General features: G+C 64.4%; 17 protein-coding genes, 1 tRNA gene and 1 pseudogene. 5 read left to right on the forward strand and 14 right to left on the reverse strand.

Translation table 11 applies throughout. The features are described from left to right. Positions 1 to 3: 3 nt before the first annotated feature. On the reverse strand, positions 4 to 480 hold the full coding sequence (locus tag MWU77_RS23270) for a GatB/YqeY domain-containing protein (protein WP_169690658.1): 477 nt from the start codon (positions 478 to 480) through the stop codon (positions 4 to 6). A 67-nt stretch (positions 481 to 547) separates the two neighbouring features. Here MWU77_RS23270 and MWU77_RS23275 point away from each other — a divergent pair, with 67 nt between their 5' ends. After that, positions 548 to 1,501 (forward strand): metallophosphoesterase, encoded by a 954-nt coding sequence (locus tag MWU77_RS23275; protein WP_247274889.1) that lies wholly within the window; start codon positions 548 to 550, stop codon positions 1,499 to 1,501. A 92-nt stretch (positions 1,502 to 1,593) separates the two neighbouring features. Further along, positions 1,594 to 1,667: transfer RNA gene (locus MWU77_RS23280), tRNA-Pro, on the forward strand. 72 nt (positions 1,668 to 1,739) lie between these two features. Here MWU77_RS23280 and MWU77_RS23285 read toward each other — a convergent pair. From MWU77_RS23285 to MWU77_RS23305, 5 genes and pseudogenes are all read right to left on the reverse strand, one after another. Next, the gene (locus MWU77_RS23285) at positions 1,740 to 4,130 is read right to left on the reverse strand and encodes an excinuclease ABC subunit UvrA (protein ID WP_169690660.1); all 2,391 of its coding nucleotides are present in this window, start codon (positions 4,128 to 4,130) and stop codon (positions 1,740 to 1,742) included. Between the two features lie 76 nt (positions 4,131 to 4,206). Continuing rightward, positions 4,207 to 4,679, reverse strand: a pseudogene (locus MWU77_RS23290) (nitroreductase/quinone reductase family protein). Between the two features lie 35 nt (positions 4,680 to 4,714). Next, positions 4,715 to 5,125, reverse strand: coding sequence for a VOC family protein (locus tag MWU77_RS23295; protein ID WP_169690662.1), 411 nt, complete (start codon positions 5,123 to 5,125; stop codon positions 4,715 to 4,717). Between the two features lie 10 nt (positions 5,126 to 5,135). Continuing rightward, positions 5,136 to 5,573 carry a helix-turn-helix transcriptional regulator gene (locus tag MWU77_RS23300; RefSeq protein ID WP_247274890.1) on the reverse strand — a complete coding sequence of 146 codons (438 nt, stop codon included), beginning with the start codon at positions 5,571 to 5,573 and terminating at the stop codon, positions 5,136 to 5,138. A 75-nt stretch (positions 5,574 to 5,648) separates the two neighbouring features. Further along, complete coding sequence (locus tag MWU77_RS23305) at positions 5,649 to 6,656, reverse strand: LacI family DNA-binding transcriptional regulator (RefSeq protein WP_206040519.1); 1,008 nt, start codon at positions 6,654 to 6,656, stop codon at positions 5,649 to 5,651. Between the two features lie 161 nt (positions 6,657 to 6,817). On the opposite strand from MWU77_RS23305, the gene MWU77_RS23310 reads away from it, so the two are divergent. Then, positions 6,818 to 8,005 carry an acyl-CoA dehydrogenase family protein gene (locus MWU77_RS23310; protein ID WP_169690664.1) on the forward strand — a complete coding sequence of 396 codons (1,188 nt, stop codon included), beginning with the start codon at positions 6,818 to 6,820 and terminating at the stop codon, positions 8,003 to 8,005. 112 nt (positions 8,006 to 8,117) lie between these two features. Next, a complete protein-coding gene (locus tag MWU77_RS23315) occupies positions 8,118 to 8,573 on the forward strand; it encodes a tellurite resistance TerB family protein (protein WP_169690665.1) in 456 nt (151 codons plus the stop codon). An 81-nt stretch (positions 8,574 to 8,654) separates the two neighbouring features. Here MWU77_RS23315 and MWU77_RS23320 read toward each other — a convergent pair whose 3' ends face one another. From MWU77_RS23320 to MWU77_RS23345, 6 genes are all read right to left on the reverse strand, one after another. Then, positions 8,655 to 10,085 carry an alkaline phosphatase PhoX gene (locus MWU77_RS23320; protein WP_247274891.1) on the reverse strand — a complete coding sequence of 477 codons (1,431 nt, stop codon included), beginning with the start codon at positions 10,083 to 10,085 and terminating at the stop codon, positions 8,655 to 8,657. Between the two features lie 138 nt (positions 10,086 to 10,223). Further along, positions 10,224 to 11,969 (reverse strand): cholesterol oxidase substrate-binding domain-containing protein, encoded by a 1,746-nt coding sequence (locus tag MWU77_RS23325; RefSeq protein ID WP_247274892.1) that lies wholly within the window; start codon positions 11,967 to 11,969, stop codon positions 10,224 to 10,226. Between the two features lie 81 nt (positions 11,970 to 12,050). Then, positions 12,051 to 12,860, reverse strand: a complete 810-nt coding sequence (locus MWU77_RS23330; RefSeq protein WP_169690773.1) for a metal-dependent hydrolase — start codon at positions 12,858 to 12,860, stop codon at positions 12,051 to 12,053. Between the two features lie 177 nt (positions 12,861 to 13,037). Beyond that, entirely contained in the window at positions 13,038 to 13,511 is a 474-nt protein-coding gene (locus MWU77_RS23335) for a Dps family protein (RefSeq protein WP_169690668.1), read from the reverse strand. A gap of 308 nt (positions 13,512 to 13,819) precedes the next feature. After that, positions 13,820 to 15,280: a catalase gene (locus tag MWU77_RS23340; RefSeq protein WP_169690669.1), complete on the reverse strand. Its 1,461-nt coding sequence runs from the start codon at positions 15,278 to 15,280 to the stop codon at positions 13,820 to 13,822. A 105-nt stretch (positions 15,281 to 15,385) separates the two neighbouring features. Continuing rightward, positions 15,386 to 15,814 carry a Fur family transcriptional regulator gene (locus MWU77_RS23345; protein WP_247274893.1) on the reverse strand — a complete coding sequence of 143 codons (429 nt, stop codon included), beginning with the start codon at positions 15,812 to 15,814 and terminating at the stop codon, positions 15,386 to 15,388. Positions 15,815 to 15,922: 108 nt separating this feature from the next. Between MWU77_RS23345 and MWU77_RS23350 the strand changes: the two genes are divergently transcribed. Beyond that, entirely contained in the window at positions 15,923 to 16,816 is an 894-nt protein-coding gene (locus MWU77_RS23350; protein WP_247274894.1) for an LLM class flavin-dependent oxidoreductase, read from the forward strand. Between the two features lie 6 nt (positions 16,817 to 16,822). On the opposite strand, the gene MWU77_RS23355 is transcribed toward MWU77_RS23350, so the two are convergent. Both MWU77_RS23355 and MWU77_RS23360 read right to left on the reverse strand, forming a co-directional pair. Next, positions 16,823 to 17,395, reverse strand: a complete 573-nt coding sequence (locus MWU77_RS23355) for an NADPH-dependent FMN reductase (RefSeq protein WP_247274895.1) — start codon at positions 17,393 to 17,395, stop codon at positions 16,823 to 16,825. Positions 17,396 to 17,569: 174 nt separating this feature from the next. Next, on the reverse strand, positions 17,570 to 19,027 hold the full coding sequence (locus tag MWU77_RS23360; RefSeq protein ID WP_247274896.1) for a catalase: 1,458 nt from the start codon (positions 19,025 to 19,027) through the stop codon (positions 17,570 to 17,572). Between the last annotated feature and the right edge of the window lie 16 nt (positions 19,028 to 19,043).

The following is a 19,043-nucleotide window of genomic DNA, read 5'->3' on the forward strand; positions in this document are numbered from 1 at the left end:
CGGCTAGAGACGCGACCGCACCGCCGCGGACAGGCGCTTTCCATCGGCCTTGCCCGCGGCGATCGCGGTCGCAACCTTCATGACCTGGCCCATGTTCTTCGGACCCGGACGCGTTCCGAGCTCGTCTGCAACCCTGCCGATGGCCGTGTCGACCACGTCGACGAGCTCCGCATCGGTCAGCGGAGTCGGCAGATACTCGTCGATGATGCGTGCCTCGGCGTGCTCCTTGGCCGCGAGTTCCCCGCGACCGTTCTCGGTGTAGACCTCAGCGGCCTCACCACGCTTCTTGGATTCACGCGACAGCACCTTGATGATCTCGTCGTCGGAGAGCTCGCGCGCCTCCTTCCCCGACACCTCCTCGGTCTGGATTGCAGCAAGCAACATCCGCAGTGTCGCCAAACGTAATTGGTCCTTGGCCTTCATCGCAGCGGTCATGTCTGCGCGCAATGTGGATTTGAGTGAGGAAGATGTGTCGGTCATACCGGGAACGCTACGCCGGGACCGTCGAAGCACGTGCGCAGACGTGCAGCGGCGGTACCCTGAAGAAGTGCCTGACCTTTCTCCCCTCACACGTGTCGCCGCGGGTACCGCAGGAGCTGCCGTTCTCGGCCTCGGTTACGCGACGCTGATCGAACGCAACGCATTCACCCTCCGGGAGGTCACCATCCCGGTCCTCGCGCCGGGCGCCTCGACGCTCCGGGTGCTGCACATCAGCGACCTGCACATGATGCCGGGGCAGAAACGCAAGCAGAACTGGCTCAGGGAACTCGATCAGCTCGAACCCGATCTGGTGATCAACACGGGCGACAACCTGTCGCACCCGAAGGCGGTTCCCGCAGTCGTCCAATCTCTCAGCGGCCTCCTTGCCCGCCCCGGTCTTTTCGTGTTCGGCAGCAACGACTACTTCGCGCCGGTCCTGAAGAACCCGCTCGCCTACTTCGACAAGGACCACGACCGCGTTTATGGGCCTCCGCTACCGTGGGGCGACCTGCGCGCGGCCTTCAACGAACGCGGATGGCAGGACATGACACACGTCCGACGCGATATCGAGGTCGGCGGCGTACGCATCTCGGTGGCCGGTGTCGACGACCCACATCTCGAACGTGATCGCTACGAGACCATCGCCGGGACGGCCGACAAGTCCGCGGATCTTCGCCTCGGACTGACCCACTCGCCCGAGCCCCGCGTGCTCGATCGTTTCGCCGACGACGGATACGACCTCGTGCTCGCCGGCCACACCCACGGCGGACAACTGTGCCTGCCGTTCTTCGGTGCTCTGGTGACCAACTGCGGCATCGACCGGTCGCGGGTGAAGGGACCCTCGCGGTGGGGTGCGCATATGCAACTGCACGTGTCGGCGGGAATGGGCACCTCCCCGTTCGCCCCCGCGCGCTTCTGCTGTCGTCCGGAAGCCACGCTGCTGACATTGGTTCCGGCTCCGCGTGAGGAATCGCGCAGATCCTCGGGTAGTGCTGCAGAAAGCGCAGGGACTCCCCGCTGACCGCAAGACTTCGTCATCGACCATCAAAAAGTCGCTGACCAGGCGATTTAATCTTCCTGCGAGTCGTGCGGTAAGCTGACCGAGGTTCATCACGGGGTGTGGCGCAGCTTGGTAGCGCGCTTCGTTCGGGACGAAGAGGTCGTGGGTTCGAATCCCGCCACCCCGACTCGTGAAACAGCCGATCGGGCGCCTTCTCCAGCCGGAGAAGGCGCCCGATGGCGTTGATCGGAGTCCCTTTCTACGCCCCCACGTACTCCGCCAGATGCTCACCGGTAAGCGTCGACCGGGAAGCGACGAGATCCGCCGGTGTCCCCTCGAAGACGATGCTGCCGCCATCGTGGCCCGCACCGGGACCGAGATCGATGATCCAGTCGGCGTGCGCCATGACCGCCTGATGGTGCTCAATGACGATGACGGACTTACCGGAATCGACAAGACGGTCGAGCAGACCGAGTAGATTCTCGACGTCGGCGAGGTGGAGGCCGGTGGTGGGTTCGTCGAGAATGTAGATCTCACCCTTCTCCCCCATGTGGGTGGCCAGTTTCAGCCGCTGCCGTTCACCACCGGAGAGCGTGGTCAGCGGCTGCCCGACCTTGATGTAGCCGAGCCCGACGTCCACCAGGCGATCCAGGATCTTGTGCGCCGCTGGGATCTTCGAGTCCGCAGATCCGAAGAACTCCTCGGCTTCGGCAACGGACATCCGCAGGATCTCGCTGATGTCCTTGCCACCGAACTTGTATTCGAGCACCTCGGCCAGGAAACGCTTTCCGTCGCACACCTCGCAGGGTGTCGCGACTCCGGCCATCATCGCGAGGTCGGAGTAGACGACGCCCGCGCCGTTGCAGTTGGGGCATGCGCCTTCCGAGTTCGCGCTGAACAGCGCCGGCTTGACCCCGTTGGCCTTCGCGAACGCCTTGCGGATCGGGTCGAGCATGCCGGTGTACGTCGCAGGATTGCTGCGTCGCGACCCCTTGATCGCTCCCTGGTCGATGGTGACCACGCCGTCGCGGCCGGACACCGATCCACCGATGAGCGAACTCTTCCCCGACCCCGCGACACCGGTGAGCACCACCAGCACTCCGAGGGGGATGTCGACGTCGACATTGCGGAGGTTGTTGGTGTCGGCGCCGCGCACTTCGAGTGCGCCGGTCCCCGTGCGCACCGACGATTTCAGCGAGGCACGATCGTCGAGGTGTTTGCCGGTGAGGGTGTCGCTCTTCCGCAGGCCGTCGAAGGTGCCCTCGAACATCACCTTGCCGCCCTCGGTACCGGCGTGTGGACCGAGATCGACGAGATGGTCGGCGATGGCCATGACCTCGGGCTTGTGTTCGACTACGAGCACGGTGTTGCCCTTGTCGCGTAGTTGCAGCAGCAGGTCGTTCATCCGCGCGATGTCGTGCGGATGCAGACCGATCGTCGGCTCGTCGAAGACATAGGTGACATCGGTCAGGGACGACCCGAGGTGCCGGATCAGCTTGGTGCGCTGCGCCTCACCACCGGAAAGCGTGCCTGCCGGGCGTTCGAGCGACAGGTAACCCAGGCCGATGTCGACGAACGAATCGAGGTTCTGCCGCAGATTGTCGAGCAAGGGGCCCAACGATGGTTCGTCGAGACCTCGAACCCACTCGGCGAGATCACTGATCTGCATCGAGCACACATCGGCGATGCTCAGTCCCTTGATCTTCGACGATCGCGCGTCCTCCGTGAGTCGCGTGCCGTCGCACTCGGGGCAGACCGAGAATGTGATCGCACGATCCACGAACGCACGGATGTGCGGCTGCATCGCCTCTCGGTCCTTGGACAGGAACGACTTCTGAATCTTCGGGATCAGCCCCTCGAAGGTCACGTTGACGCCTTCGACCTTGATCCTGGTCGGTTCCTTGTAGAGGAGATCGTTCAGCTGCTTCTTCGTGAATTTCGCGATCGGCTTGTCGGGATCGAAGAAGCCACAGCCGCGGTAGATCCGTCCGTACCAGCCTTCCATGCTGTAGCCGGGAATGGTCAGCGCACCTTCGTTGAGCGACTTGGTCTCGTCGTACAGCGCCGTCAGATCGAAGTCGGAGACCGACCCCCGACCTTCGCAACGCAGGCACATCCCGCCGGTGATGGTGAAGGAGCGACGTTCCTTCACTGTCCGTCCCCCGCGCTCCATCGACACGGCTCCGGCACCGCTGATCGAAGCGACATTGAACGAAAATGCTTGGGGGGAACCGATGTGCGGCTTACCCATCCGGCTGAAGAGGATACGCAGCATGGCGTTCGCGTCGGTTGCGGTACCCACGGTGGAGCGAGGGTTCGCGCCCATGCGTTCCTGGTCGACGAGGATCGCCGTCGTCAACCCGTCGAGGACGTCCACATCGGGCCGGGCCATGCTCGGCATGAACCCCTGGACGAACGCACTGTAGGTCTCGTTGATCAGCCGCTGCGACTCTGCGGCGATCGTGCCGAACACCAGCGAACTCTTGCCGGATCCGGAGACACCCGTGAACACCGTCAGTCGTCTTTTCGGGATCTCGATGCTGACATCTCGCAGGTTGTTCACCCGCGCCCCGTGGACGAGGATCCGGTCGTGACTGTCGGCGGGGTTCAGTTCACGCGACTGGGTGTTCGTCCTGGCGGACGGCGTCATCGGTGTCTCCGTTTCTCTGTCCGGGACCTCGCTCCGGAGGCCCTCGGTAATCGACCTGTTCGACTGTGCCACGCAGTTACTGCAGCGTCAGCCGGATCAACGGGTATTCACGATCGGACTTACTCTGATACTTGGCGATTCGAGGCTGTTCGGCCGCCAGACGCTGCCAGGCCCGTTCACGATCGGCACCGCGAAGTTCGTGTGCTCTCGCGGAGACCGGTTCACGACCCGGAAGCTCCACCGATACGCCGTCCGGGTGAGCCATCAGGTTGGCGTGCCAGTCGGGGTTCACGCTGCCCCCGCCCGACGCGATGACGAGCACGGCATCCTCGCCGTCCGCCAACCGCATCAGGGGGTTTCACGCCGTTGTCCGCTCCTGCGACCGATCGTGTGCAGGATCAGCATGTCCATGCCCATCGTCCGGCCCTTGCCGCGTCGGATCTTCCGCATCGTCCGCGCGTTGGCTGTGCGCTGGAACCAGCGCGAGAGCGCCCCCGGCGTACCGGGCGGTCGCGTCCGGTCGGTACCTGTCCCGTCGTCCTGTCCCATCTCGACCTCCACTCGAAGTTGGAATGCCTTGCAGATCAGCTGGTTTGGTTGATCCGGATCAGATTGCCCGCAGGGTCGCGGAAGGCGCAGTCGCGCACGCCGTAATCCTGATCCATCGGTTCCTGAAGGACCTCGGCCCCGCTTGCCTCGAGTCGCGCGAACAGCCCGTCCAGGTCGTCTGTGGCGAGAGTGACTGCACCGTAGTTGCCCTTTGCCATCAGCTCGAGGATCGTGTTCCGCTCGTCGTCACTGATGGTGGGGTCCGCCGCGGGCGGGTTCAGGACGATCGAGGTTTCGGGGCGGTTGGGGGGTCCGACGGTGATCCACCGCATGTTCTCGTAGCCGACGTCCTTGCGGACCTCGAATCCGAGGGTGTCGCGGTAGAACGCCAAGGACGCTTCCGGATCGGTGTGCGGGAGGAATGTGTAGTGAATGGTGATGTCCATGGCAGTAACGCTAGCGACGGCCGGACACCTGCGCTTCTCGATTCCTGACCGGTCTCGTGATCTGTTTCGCGACGCACGCCGGGATGCCTTCCGTGCCGTATTCGGCCTTGTCCTTGTAGACGCTCGGCGGCATACCGACCAATTCGGTGAATCGCGTGCTGAATGTCCCCAGCGAGGAACAACCGACTTCGAAGCACACATCGGTGACGCTGAGATCACCGCGGCGCAGCAACGTCATCGCCCGTTCGATCCGGCGGGTCATCAGGTACGAGTAGGGCGATTCGCCGTAGGCCTTCTTGAACTGGCGACTCAGATGCCCCGCCGACATGCCCACCCCGCGCGCGAGCGCGTCCACATCGAGCGGCCGCGCATACTCGCGATCCATGCGGTCGCGGACACGGCGCAACAGCGCGAGATCTCGGAGACGCTGCGCATCGCTATTCGCCACGTGCGCGATCGTCCTCGGTCACCGTGTCGTTGTCCAGCGGTGACCGAACACCGAGCCGAACACACCGGAGCCGGGTCAGCTCGATTTCCGCTCGATGAGCTCGACCGGGAGCCGCATGGACTCCACCTCGCGTCCCTGCACGAGTTCGAGCAGGCCGCGCACCGCGGACGCCCCGATCTCGCGGGCGGGCGAGCGGACCGTCGTCAGTGGGACGGGTAGCTGCTCGACGATGGGAATGTCGTTGTATCCCACGAGCGAGAGGTCGTCGGGGATGGTCAGCCCGAGATCGCGTGCGACTCCGAGGACACCGATCGCGATCGTGTCGCTGACCGCGAAGATCGCGCGGGGGCGATCCGGTCGATCCAGCAGTGCGCGCGCGGCGGTCACACCCCCGGCCACATCGAAGCCCGACCGCACGATCCGGTCGGGACGCGGCGGGAGCGATGCACGCTCGAGCGTGTCGACGAACCCGGCGCGGCGGTCACGGGCCGTGCTCGCGTGGTCCGGGCCGGCGATGATTGCGATATCCGAGTATCCGCGGTCGAGAAGGTGCTGCGCCGCGAGGCACCCGCCGCGGTAGTCGTCGCCGACGACGAAGGGCAGTCCCGCGTCGGCGTGCCTGGTCACGCACAGCAGCGGAAGCGGTCCCAGTGCGAGCGACTCGACGAACGGGCCGCCTGGGATGTGCAGGCTGCTGAGCAGCAGGCCATCGACCTGCCGACCGACAAGCAGAGAGATGGCGCGGCGTTGCGCGTCGAGGTCATCCGGAGGACTCGACAGCAGCACCGAGTACCCGGCACGCTCGGCCGCTTCCTCGATGCCCTGGTAGGTCGTGGCGACGACGCCGTCGGTGAGTCTGGGCATCACGACCCCGAGCGTCGTGGTCTTACGGGTGCGCAGGCTCGCCGCCCACAGGTTCGGGCGGTAACCCAACTCCTCTGCCACCTCCCGCACACGCAGGGCGGAGTCCGACCATCCGTCGACGGGTTCGGGTTGACGCAGCACCCTCGATGCCGTCGAGACGTGCACACCGGCGCGCTCGGCGATCTCCTTGAGAGTCGGCGCGCGGTCGGATCGGGCCATTCGGGCTCTCCTACTCTGTCGCATCTATGCCGGCCGGGTTGACGGCCCACATGACGCGCCCTAGCCTAGGTTATGCAAACGTTCTCGCAATCGTTCTTGCATACGATTGCACAAACGATTTTCCTCACCTCGAACCCACCAGCCACGACCCGGAGAACCACATGTCGAACCCCCAGTCCCTGACACAGCTCTTCGCCCTCGACTCGCTGCTGGAACCGGAAGAGATCGCAATCCGCGACACCGTCCGCAAGTTCGCGACCGACCGGATCCGTCCGCACGTCGCGCAGTGGTTCGAAGACGCGAAGCTCCCCGCCCGAGATCTCGCGAAGGAATTGGGCGGCCTGGGCGTCCTCGGCATGCACCTCGACGGCTACGGCTGCTCCGGCATGAGCGCGACCGCATACGGTCTGGCCTGCCTCGAACTCGAGGCGGTCGACTCGGGAATCCGCAGCCTGGTCTCGGTGCAGGGTTCCCTGGCCATGTTCTCCATCCACCATTGGGGCAGCGAAGAACAGAAGCAGGAATGGCTGCCACGCATGGCCGCCGGCGAAGCAATCGGCTGCTTCGGCCTCACCGAGCCCGACTTCGGCTCGAACCCGGCCGGGATGCGCACCAACGCAAAGCGTGACGGAGACGACTGGATCCTCAGCGGCACCAAGATGTGGATCACCAACGGATCGATCGCCGACGTCGCCGTGGTGTGGGCCCAGACCGACCTCGACGAGGGCCCCAAGGGCATCCGCGGCTTCGTTGTTCCCACGGACACCCCGGGCTTCTCCGCGCCTGAGATCCACGCCAAGATGTCGCTGCGCGCCTCGGTGACCTCCGAACTCGTCCTCGACGGAGTGCGGCTGCCGTCCTCGGCGATGCTGCCGCTCGCGAAGGGTCTGCGCGGCCCGCTGACAGCGCTCGGCGAAGCTCGATTCGGCATCGCCTTCGGCGCGGTCGGCGCTGCGCGCGATTGCCTCGAGACCGCCATCGACTACGCACAGTCGCGGATCGTGTTCGACAAGCCGCTCGCCTCATTCCAGCTGACGCAGGCCAAGATCGCCGATATGGCGCTCGAGGTGGGCAAGGGACATCTCCTCGCCTACAACCTCGGCCGCATCAAGGACCGCGGCGAGATCACGCCCGAGCAGATCAGCACCGGCAAGCTCAACAGCGTCCGTGAGGCCATCGCCATTGCGCGTGAATGCCGCACGATTCTCGGCGCGAACGGCATCACTCTCGAATACCCGGTCATCCGGCATGCCAACAACCTCGAATCGGTGCTGACGTACGAGGGCACCTCCGAGATGCATCAGCTGTCCATCGGTAAAGCACTGACCGGAGAGGCCGCATTCCGGTGACCGGCGGCCGGACTACGCGCCACGGCCCGAGATGCCGCAGACTTCACAAAGCACTTTCTTCACATCCGATGGCAGAGTGGTTGGTGCACGAACACCGACACGAAGGGCCACCATGGCGTTCTGGGATCAACTCAAGGCGAAGACCACCGAACTGAGCGCACAGCTCAAGACCAAGACGGATCAGTTCAAGAACAAAGAATTCGCGAACGCCAGCATGGCGATGTGTGCGCTGATCGCCGCTGCCGACGGCAGCATCGACCCCTCCGAACGGCAGAAGACCGCGGCGCTCATCATGAGCAACGACATCCTCTCGGTGTTCCCGAAGGACGAGCTCCGCGAGAAGTTCGACTGGTACTGCAGCAAGCTGGAGTCCGATTTCGACTTCGGCAAGGTCGAAGCCACCGCCACGATCGCCAAGTTGAAGTCGAAGCAGGATCAGGCCCGCGCGGTCATCCAGATCGGCATCATCATCGGAGGCGCCGACGGGCACTTCGACGACCACGAGAAGGCCGCTGTGCGCGGCGCCGCACATGCGGTCGGGATCAACCCCGCAGAATTCGATCTCTGACGTCGGATGAACGACAGTGGAGCCGCGCACCTGTCGAGTGCGCGGCTCCACTTCTCGTCGAACCCGTCGAGACGAAACAAGCTAGCCGATCGGACGGACCCAGGGGCCGGTGATCGCCAGGGTCAGTCCCGGCGTCTGAATGTTGACGAACAGCGTTCGACCGTCGGCGCTGAATGCGGGACCGCAGAACTCGCTGTCATTCAGCTCGTTTCGCGCCAGCGAGAACGGTGCACCGCTGGGGGTGACGCCGATCAGGTGGCTGACGCCCTCACCGTCCTCGGCGAGCACAAGTCCGCCGTGCGGGGACACCGTGATGTTGTCGGGGCCGTCGTAATTTCCGGTGTCGACCGACGGATCCGGGTTGACTCCGAAGAGGACCTTCAGCTCGGCGGTCTCGGAAGCGGGGTCGTAGAACCACACCTGCCCGTCGTGCTCGGCGACACTGCCGTCGTCGAAGCGGGCGTAGCTCGCGACGAAGTACGCGCCGCCGTCACCCCACCATGCGCCTTCGAGCTTGCGGCTCCGCGTGACTTCTCCGTCCCCGAACTGCTCACGGATCGGTTCGTCGTTCGCGTTACGGTCGGGGACGTCCACCCACTGCACGGCGTAACGCGTTCCCGGCTCGGTGGCCTGCGACAGATCGGCGACGAAGGCGCCGTCCTGGAAGCAGCGCATCGCCTGGAGCGCACCGGCGGTGTCGCCGCCGTCGGACTGTGCCAACTCGCGCAACGCTCCGTGGCGGCCCACGAAACCTTGCGGTGGCACCCACCGGTAGAACAGGCCGTTGGGTTCGTCAGCGTCCTCGGTGAGGTAGATCGCGCTCGTGCCGGGATCGACGGCGACGGCCTCGTGCTCGAATCGTCCGAGGAACTTCAGCGGTATCGGGCTGGTGCCGACGTTCGACTCCCGGCTCGCGGGATCGACCTCGAAGACGTAACCGTGATCGAGGGTGAGGCCGTTGTCGCCGGCCCGGTCGTCGGTCTCCTCGCACGTCAACCACGTGCCCCACGGCGTGATACCGCCCGCACAGTTGTCGACGGTGCCTGCGAGGCTGACGTACTGACCTTCGCGCTGACCGTTCGGTGAGACGAGGATCGTGGTGGTACCGCCGCGGGCACCGGGATCGTAGGTCAGGCCGTCGACGACGGGGACGGCGAACGGTTCGTCGCCCGCGTCGTCGCCGACCTCGTGGTTCGACACGACGGTGGCACCGTTGCCTCGTGCGAATACACCCAGCGCGTCGGGGCTGCTCGGAACCGGGTTGCCGTCGTCGAGCAGCGTTTCTCCCGACTTCGCGAGCACGGTGTACGAGAAACCGATCGGCAGCGCGAGCAGCCCGTGAGGATCCGGAATGAGCGGGCCGTACCCGATCGCCCCGGGGGCCGCTGCCGCAGTGCCCGGCCGCACCAGCGCGTCGAGACTTCCGGCGAACGCGATACCGACACCGGCGAGTGCAGTGCGCCCGAGGAAACCTCGGCGATTCAGCGCGGAACGATCGACTGCGGAACTCATCTTCCGATACCTCCATATGGGTCGAATACGTAACCCACGAGACGGTAGGGATCGCACTACCCGCGTTGATGGAGGTCCGGCGTCATCCTGATGAACTGCAACCGAATTCACCGTGCCTCGACAAATCTGGTCCTGACGTCAGATCAGCCTGTCGAGGAATCCGTTGCTGAACACGCGATGCGGGTCGTGCCGATCGAATGCCGCGCTCGCCGCGTCCCAGCCCTCGCCGCCGTCCAGCCCGGTGCGATACATGGCCGGGACGGTGTCGCCGAGGAACTGCTGGTTCCGATATCCGCCCTCCGCATCGAACGCCCAACCTTTGGACCACTCGGAGCGGAACGTCGCGTAGTCGCCGGAGTAGTTGGCGACCATCCACTCCTCCATCTCCTGGAAGAAGGCCGGCAGGCCCGCTGTGCCGGGGAGCGACACCACGTTCATCCAGATCGCAGTGTCCCAGTCGGGGCGATCGGGCCGTGGCCGCACCGGCGACAGGTTCGGTGCACCGGCCGAGTCGACGAGCACCTCGCCCTGGTCGTCGACCGTGCACATCCGCACCTCGAACGGTCCGTTGACGGGATACAACCCCTGCGACGCGAAGTCGCTCATCCGCTTGTGCAACCACGTCGTGAACTCGTTGATGACCTGCGCGATGTTCTCGCGCTTCGTCACCACCACACCACCGCCCGCAATGACGCGGAGAGTGGTGGCCCGCAGGTAGAACAGCAGATCCTTCGACCAGCCCCAGAGGTCTTCGGTGCCGGTGGCCTTCAGGCCTGCGGCGACGGCACCGAACTGCGACGCACCGAATGCCGGGGTGATGGCCTGATTACCGCTGACCACCTGACCGAGCGGGGTGGTCACCAATTCGGGAAGGCTGTCGGTGAAGAAGTAGTTGTAGGGTCCGTGCACTTCGCGTGAGGCGGGCGGCTTCTCGGGGCTGACGGACCAGATCTTGAGCCACGGGGTTTCGGTGAACGGAAACCAGATGGCCTCGACGCGACCGGACTCTTCTGCGTACCGCTCGAAGGTCCGGCCTTCAGCACCCGTCGGCGCGAAGAGTTCCTGCCACGGCACATCGGTGAAACTCTGACACCGCAGCCGATAATTCGCACCTGCCATCAGCGTCACAGAGGTGACGAAGGTACGGCCGAGGTGGGTGAGCAGGGGTGTGATGTCCGGATCGGAACGGCGGAACTCTCGCAGCTCGTACTCCCCTGCGGCGTCGTTCCACACCACCGCGGTGAGCGCGACGATGAGGTTCGACAGGGAACCGAAAGACTGTCCCGGGACGGCCTGCTCTCCTGCGGCGGGGTAGGTCGCGCCGTGCGCACCGATCGACAGAGCGCCCGCGATGGTGATGTCGCCGATCGCCGGTGAATTGGCCCAGCCGAGACCTTCGGCCTGCAGCGCCGACAGGATCGATTCGAGGCTCGCGCCGCCACCCGCAATCACGGTGGCCGGAGAACCTCCTCCGTCGACGCTCACAGAGTTCAAGTGCGTGATGGTGTCGATGAGCACGATCTTGTCGGCACTCTCACCGGGCACGAGAGTGAGCGGGCTCCAACTGTGCATCGAGCCCCGCGGGCGGATGCGGTAGCCGTGGCTGCGCGCCCAGTTCGCGAGGCGTACGACGTCGCCGGGCTCACGTGCGGTGGCTGTCCATACGGCATCGAACCGGATGGTCTTCGCCCAGTTCTCGAAGCGTTGCTGCGCAAGCGGGATGTCGGCGGGGAATTCCGGAGGCGCGGGGATGGTCGCGCTCGGGTCGCCGAGCGGGATCGCTCCCGCGGGCGTCCAGCTCAACCCTGCAAGCGCCGCGGCGCCCGCGGCGGCTCCGAGGAAACCACGCCGGCTGAGGGCAGCGCTCGAGGCTTGTTTGCTCACGTGGACGAGCTCCGTTCTGTGGGAAACCGGGATGGAGCAAAAATAGAACAAGTTTCTTTTCGATGCCAGTGGCTCCGAAATTCAGAACGAGAGACCGGACGCTTCGAGCGCTCCGAAGACATAGCCCGGGACCCCGTCGACGGACCAGAGGGCGAACCCGATCGCGGCCAGAGTCATCGCCGGCCCGAGGAACACGACCTCGAACGGCCCACCCGCACGGATGGAGATCGCGCGCGGAAGTTTGAACTCCCACCATCGTTTGCCTTGCCACGGCACGAAGGGTGCGAGGAAGGGGATCCCCTCCTTGGTGATCGCATCACCCAGACAGTGGGTGACACACCCGAGGGCGACGGCGACCCCCAGGCCGGTCGATCCCACCTCCCCGGGGAACGCCGTCCACATCACGACCGAGAGGATGGCAGTGACGACGGTGACGATGAACCACCCGTACTTCTTGGCCCAGGTGCCGAACAATCCGCGCAGCGCGAGACCCAACGTGATGAACAGGACGCCGATAATCGCGTTCCGTCCGAACTGTGCGACCAGCACCGACACCCCCGCACCCAACAGAGCCGCGAACAACGCCGTGTGCGTCATGGTGCGGTGGCCACCGGTCCGCTTCCGATCCTTACGCCCACGTGTGACGTTGTAATACCCGGCCGAGACCGCGCCGACGCCCCTGGCGAACGTCTGGCTCACCGGACCGAACGACCGAGCGACGGTCGACTGTGATGTATCGAGATCGGGCAACAGCGCCGATCCCGCGCAGACGCCCGCGAAGGCGAGAATCTCCGGCGTCGATGTCGGGCCACCCCATTCCCGCGGCAGCACGTCGGCGACCAGGAGACCGACGAGCGCTCCGGATACCGCATGGGTAGGTCCCATCACCATGTCGGACAACACCTTTCGTTCGAACTCCGCCACCCGCCCGATCGGAGGGGATCGAACCCCCAACCTAGCAACCACTACCGACACACCCGTCACACGGATCACTGGCGAAACTCTCCGGAACGGCCGAAAGGCCGCCCACCGGGGACGGTGGGCGGCCTTTCGCGTTCATCGTTCAGTTCAGGCGAGCTGCGCCTGCCACATCCAGTGAAGCTGCTCGAGGCGAGCAGCCTGACCGATCAGCAGATCCTGTGTGACCGGGTCTGCATCGCCGGTGACCTCGATACCTTCACGCAAGCGTGCGATGACCGCTGCGAGATTACCTACGATCGAAGCGACGACCTCGGTGTCCTTGCTCCAGCCGTCGCCGAAGCCCTTGGTTCCGCTCTCACGGGCAACCGTTGCGACCCGGCCGTCCGGGCTGACACCGATGGCGGTCAGCCGCTCGGCCACCTGATCAGTGAATTCGCGAGCAGTGGCGACGAGTTCGTCGAGGTCGAGATGGATACTACGGAACTGGGACCCGACGACGTTCCAGTGCGCCTGCTTGCCGATCAGACTCAGATCGATCACATCCACGAGCACGTTCTGTAAGGCGTCTGCGGCAACCTTCCGGTTCCCGTCCGACAGCGTGCTGCTGATGGGGCTGTTCATCTTTCGCACTCCTCTCAATTTCGTAACTACCGTTGGGTTCAACAGTTTTCATTCCCGAATACTTCCGGGCCGAAACATTTTGTGGCCGACTGCACATCCGGATGAAGCCCGGGGTGTGTCACAGGATCGTGTCGGCGGGGCCGACGCCCGTGACCCGATCCCCGCCGCGAGGCATGATGGTTGTACGGTTCATCATCAACCGACCTAGGGGGTTCGCACCATGGACGCGCAGTCATTGATCGTCTGGGCACTGGCCGTTGCGATCTACTTGTGGGGCCTGGCCTGAAGCGTCGGACGCACCCGAGAGATCATTCGCCGCCGGACCGCACGCCTTCTTCGACCTTCTTCCCGAGATCGGTGTCGACATTGCGCCAGTATTCGAAGATGCGCTCGTACAACGCCTCTGACGTGCCGGCCAGGACATGGCCGACGATGTTGCCGACCAGAAGTTCCCGCGTAGCGTCGTCCATGACCTCTCGGACCAACGTGCCCGCCTGACCGAAGTCGTCATCCTCTGCGTGCTGCACATAAGCAGCTCGCACCGCCTCGGTTCCGAAGTCCCACAGTCCATCGTCGCCCGCACGCTCAGGATCCGCATGTGGACCACCGAAGCTGTTCGGTGCGTAGACCGGCGTCGCGGGGTCGTTGAACGAGTACGTCATGTTCCCGTCCTGCGAGTACGACTCCACCTTGTTCTTCGGGGCGTTGACCGGCAGCTGCGCGTGGTTCGCTCCCACGCGGTAGCGGTGTGCGTCGGCATAGGAGAACACCCGGCCCAACAGCATCTTGTCAGGTGAGAATCCAATTCCTGGCACGACGTTCGACGGCGCGAACGCAGCCTGCTCGATCTCTGCGAAGAAGTTGCGCGGGTTGCGGTTCAGTGTCCAGGTCCCGACCTTGATCAGCGGGTAGTCCTTCTGCGACCAGACCTTGGTGAGGTCGAACGGATTGAAGCGATAGCCCTCGGCCTCTGCAACAGGCATCACCTGCACGTGCAGCGTCCAGCTGGGGAATTCACCCCGTTCGATCGCCTGGTACAGATCGGCCCGGTGGTAGTCGGGGTCGGTTCCGGCGAGCACGTCCGCCTGAGCAGCGGTAAGGGTTTCGATGCCCTGGTCGGTCTTGAAGTGGTACTTCACCCAGAATCGCTCACCGGCGGCGTTGATCCACTGGTAGGTGTGGGAGCCGAAGCCGTCCATGTGCCGCCAGGTACGAGGAATGCCGCGGTCCCCCATCAGCCAGGTCACCTGGTGCGCGGTTTCGGGACGCAGCGTCCAGAAATCCCACTGCATGGTGTGGTCGCGCAGGCCGGAGCCGGGTAGGCGCTTCTGCGAATGGATGAAGTCGGGGAACTTGATCGGATCCTTGATGAAGAAGACCGGTGTGTTGTTGCCGACGAGGTCGTAATTGCCGTCCTCGGTGTAGAACCGCACCGCGAAACCACGCGGGTCGCGCCACGTGTCCGGACTTCCCTGCTCACCGGCAACCGTCGAAAATCGCACCAGCGACTCAGTTTTCACACCGGGCTGGAACAACTTCGCCTTCGTGTAGGCGCTCACGTCCTCGGTCACGACGAGTTCACCGAATGCCCCACCACCCTTCGCGTGGACCACTCGCTCGGGGACACGTTCACGGTTGAAGTGTGCGAGCTTCTCGATGAGGTAATGGTCGTGCAGCAGGATCGGGCCTTGCGCGCCCGCGGTCAGCGAGGTGTCGTCACTGGCTACAGGGTTACCGGCGTTGTTGGTGGTGAAACGGGTGTTCGTCATGTGAGACCTCCGTATCGGCGATTACCCGTGAGACCGGGTACGACGCGTCGACACGGGTCGCCGGAGCGACACCGTGCATGAAGTGAATGTGGATATCGAAAGGGTTCAGCGGCAGGACTGACACAGACCCCAGAAGGTCACCTCGGCTTCGTCGACGACGAAACCTCCGGCATCCGACGGAGTCAGGCAGGGTGCAGCACCGACGGCGCAGTCGACGTCGACGACGGTGCCGCAATTACGGCAGACCAGGTGGTGGTGGTTGTCTCCAGTGCGGGTCTCGAACCGTGCCGGAGATCCGGCCGGCTCGATCCGCCGGAGAAGTCCGGCACCCACGCAGGCCCTGAGTACGTCGTACACGGCCTGGGTCGAGACCTTGCCGAGCTCGTCTCGCACAGCGGCGGCGACCTCATCGGCATCCGAATGTGGGTTCCGGGCAACCATATCGAGTACTGCAACACGCGGAGCCGTCACCCGGAGCCCCACGGAACGAAGCTGTTCCTTGGGGTCGAAGTGTGAGTCATCCGTTCGTTGCATGCCACCAGTATGCCGCTTTTCTGGAATTAGTCAAGAAAAGGATCGGTGTGGCCGTGATCACCGGATAGGGTGGGCACGGTCGCCTCCGTCAAGGGGAAGGAACATCCCATGCCCGACTACGGTCAGACACTCCGGTTCGGAAGCTTTCTCACGCCCACCGCGGCCGACGCCACGGTCGTCGACCTCGCCGTACGATCCGAACGTGCCGGACTGGACCTGGTCACCATCCAGGACCACCCGTACCAACCCCGCTTTCTCGACGCATGGACTCTGCTGACCTGGATTGCAGCAAAGACCGACACCGTGACGATCTCTCCGAATGTCGCGAATCTTCCGCTACGAGGACCAGCAATCCTCGCGCGCAGCGCCGCATCGCTCGACCGGCTCAGCGGCGGGCGCATCGAACTCGGATTGGGGGCCGGGAGCTTCTGGGACGCCATCGCCGCCAACGGGGGGCCACGACGCAGCGCAGGAGAATCGGTCGACGCACTCGTCGACGCCATCACGGTGATCCGAGCCCTCTGGTCGGACGAACGCGGGGCAGCACGTGTCAGCGGCGAGCACTACAGCGTCGACGGCGCCAAGCGCGGACCTGCCCCACTGCACGACATCGGAATCTGGCTCGGTGCGTACGGGAAGCGGATGCTGGCGGTGACGGGACGCTACGCCGACGGATGGCTACCGAGCTCTTTCAATGCCGGACCGGACGCACTCGGCGCGATGACCGAACGAGTGGACGCGGCTGCACACGAGGCGGGTCGCGACCCAGCTGCGATCCGCCGCCTGTACAACATCAGCGGCACCTTCACCGACTCGGCCGACGGTTCGTTCCTCAACGGGCCGCCGCGAGTATGGGCCGAACAACTCGCCGATATGGCGTTGCTGCACGGCACCGGCACGTTCATCCTCGGTAGCGACTCCGCCGACGACCTCGAACGCTTCGCCGGAGAGGTCGCGCCACAGGTGCGCGACCTCGTCGACGCGGAGCGGAATGCAACCTGACGCGGTTCAGCGATTGCGGGGCAGGACGGTGAGGACTCGCTCGATGTGCTCGCGAAATTCCTCCATGTACTTCCGGAGGAAGTCCGCGGTCGAGGCATCGGAGATCGACCCGTCGTCGGTGTAGATGTCCGGGTCGAAGGTGATGTAGCCCTCAGGAGCCGTCATCTGGCGGGTGTTCGTGAAGCTCAGCACCGCCCGCAGACTCTGCTGGGCCAGCGCAGTACCGATAGCGCCGGGAGATGCACCGATTACCGCGACCGGCATGTGGTCGAAGGAGTTCTGGCCCCACGGCCTCGACGCCCAATCGATCGCATTCTTCAACCCTCCGGGAATCGACCGGTTGAACTCGGGCGTGACGAACAGGATCGCGTCGACCGCTGCGATAGCCTCCTTGAGATCGCGTCCCTGCGGCGGGTAATCGGAGTCGTAGTCCTGGCTGTACAGCGGCAGGTCCTTGATCGGGATCTCGACGAAGGACAGGTCGTCCGGCGCCAACTTGATCAGGGCTTTCGACAGAATGCGATTGATCGATGTGGAGGACAGGCTGCCGACGATGTAGCCGACCACATATGCGCTCACCGATACTTCTCTTCGGAGGAGGATCACGTGAACTGGAGGATCACGTGAACTCCATCATGCGTACACGCGGAACTCTTCGTGGCGATTCCATCGATGTTCAACCGACCGTCGCCGCGGAGACACCTGAGGGGCCGGCCGCTATGCGCGGACGACCCCTCGGGTGAGCCGGAAGAACTAGATCGGCCGCGCTCCCTTGAGTGCTGCAATCGCCTTCGCGACGCCCTCCCCGTAAGCGGGGTCGCACTGGGTGCAGTTGTCGATGTGGCGCTGCACCACAATCTCTTCAGCGCCGTCGATCGCGCGGGCGGTGTTCTCGAACAATGCTTGCTTCTGCTCGTCGCTCATGTTGTTGAACAACGCGCGGGGCTGCGAGAAATAGTTGTCGTCGTCCTCGCGGAAGTTCCACGCGTCGGCGACGTCGCCCACCGACTGAGGCGGATTGCGGTACTCCGCCTGCTCCTGCCACTGACCGTAGCTGTTCGGCTCGTAGTGCAGCTTGCCGCCGTGATTGCCGTCGACCCGCATCGCGCCGTCGCGGTGGAAACTGTTCACCCCGTTCTTCGGAGCATTGACCGGGATCTGGAAGTGATTGACTCCCAGTCGGTACCGCTGCGCGTCTCCGTATGAGAACAGGCGCCCCTGCAGCATCTTGTCGGGTGAGAAACTGATACCCGGAACCACGTGCGCGGGGTTGAAGGCGGCCTGCTCGACTTCTGCGAAGTAGTTGTCGGGGTTGCGGTTGAGTTCCCACTCGCCGACTTCGATGAGAGGGTAGTCGCCCTTCGGCCAGACCTTCGTCAGATCGAACGGGTGGTAGGGCACCTTCGCGGCGTCGGCCTCCGGCATGACCTGGACACACAACTTCCACTTCGGGAAGTCGCCGGCCTCGATCGCGTCGAAGAGATCACGCTGATGGCTTTCCCGGTCGGTGCCGACGAGTTCGGCCGCCTCGGCGTCCGTGAGGTTCTTGATGCCCTGCTGGACACGGTGGTGGAACTTCACCCAGAACCGCTCGCCCTCGGCATTGATGAAACTGAAGGTGTGCGATCCGAAACCGTGCATATGCCGGTACGAGGCGGGGATTCCTCGGTCGCTCATCACGATGGTGACCTGGTGCAGCGACTCCGGCAGGTTGGTCCAGAAATCCCAGTTGTTGTTGGGACTACGCAGATTGGTGCGCGGGTCGCGCTTGACGGCGTGGTTGAGGTCGGGGAACTTCAGCGGATCTCGGAAGAAGAAGACCGGGGTGTTGTTGCCGACGAGGTCCCAGTTTCCGTCCTCGGTGTAGAACTTGACCGCGAAGCCGCGGATGTCGCGCTCCGCATCGGCAGCACCGCGCTCGCCGGCGACGGTGGAGAACCGCGCGAACAGCTCGGTCTTCTTGCCGACCTCGGAGAAGATCTTGGCCGTGGTGTACTGCGAGATGTCGTTGGTGACGGTGAAGGTCCCGTACGCACCCGACCCCTTCGCGTGCATCCGGCGTTCGGGAATGACCTCGCGGTCGAAGTGCGCGAGTTTTTCGAGGAACCAGACGTCCTGGAGAAGTTGCGGACCTCGCGGTCCAGCAGTGATGACGTTCTGATTGTCGGGGACGGGGGCACCTGCGCCGGTCGTCAACTTGTCCTGAGTCATAGTCGTCCCTCCGTAA

Origin of the sequence: Rhodococcus sp. F64268 (genome assembly GCF_023015605.1) — a bacterium.
Lineage (GTDB): Bacteria > Actinomycetota > Actinomycetes > Mycobacteriales > Mycobacteriaceae > Rhodococcus.

What these genes read in the sequence shown, in the direction of transcription:
- MWU77_RS23315 (WP_169690665.1), top strand. Translation starts at nt 8,118, where the DNA reads ATGGCGTTCTGGGATCAACTCAAGGCGAAGACCACCGAACTGAGCGCA.
- MWU77_RS23345 (WP_247274893.1), bottom strand. Translation starts at nt 15,814, where the DNA reads ATGCAACGAACGGATGACTCACACTTCGACCCCAAGGAACAGCTTCGT.
- MWU77_RS23360 (WP_247274896.1), bottom strand. Translation starts at nt 19,027, where the DNA reads ATGACTCAGGACAAGTTGACGACCGGCGCAGGTGCCCCCGTCCCCGAC.
- MWU77_RS23340 (WP_169690669.1), bottom strand. Translation starts at nt 15,280, where the DNA reads ATGACGAACACCCGTTTCACCACCAACAACGCCGGTAACCCTGTAGCC.
- MWU77_RS23305 (WP_206040519.1), bottom strand. Translation starts at nt 6,656, where the DNA reads ATGGCCCGATCCGACCGCGCGCCGACTCTCAAGGAGATCGCCGAGCGC.
- MWU77_RS23310 (WP_169690664.1), top strand. Translation starts at nt 6,818, where the DNA reads ATGTCGAACCCCCAGTCCCTGACACAGCTCTTCGCCCTCGACTCGCTG.
- MWU77_RS23330 (WP_169690773.1), bottom strand. Translation starts at nt 12,860, where the DNA reads ATGGTGATGGGACCTACCCATGCGGTATCCGGAGCGCTCGTCGGTCTC.
- MWU77_RS23320 (WP_247274891.1), bottom strand. Translation starts at nt 10,085, where the DNA reads ATGAGTTCCGCAGTCGATCGTTCCGCGCTGAATCGCCGAGGTTTCCTC.
- MWU77_RS23285 (WP_169690660.1), bottom strand. Translation starts at nt 4,130, where the DNA reads ATGACGCCGTCCGCCAGGACGAACACCCAGTCGCGTGAACTGAACCCC.
- MWU77_RS23295 (WP_169690662.1), bottom strand. Translation starts at nt 5,125, where the DNA reads ATGGACATCACCATTCACTACACATTCCTCCCGCACACCGATCCGGAA.
- MWU77_RS23270 (WP_169690658.1), bottom strand. Translation starts at nt 480, where the DNA reads ATGACCGACACATCTTCCTCACTCAAATCCACATTGCGCGCAGACATG.
- MWU77_RS23350 (WP_247274894.1), top strand. Translation starts at nt 15,923, where the DNA reads ATGCCCGACTACGGTCAGACACTCCGGTTCGGAAGCTTTCTCACGCCC.
- MWU77_RS23335 (WP_169690668.1), bottom strand. Translation starts at nt 13,511, where the DNA reads ATGAACAGCCCCATCAGCAGCACGCTGTCGGACGGGAACCGGAAGGTT.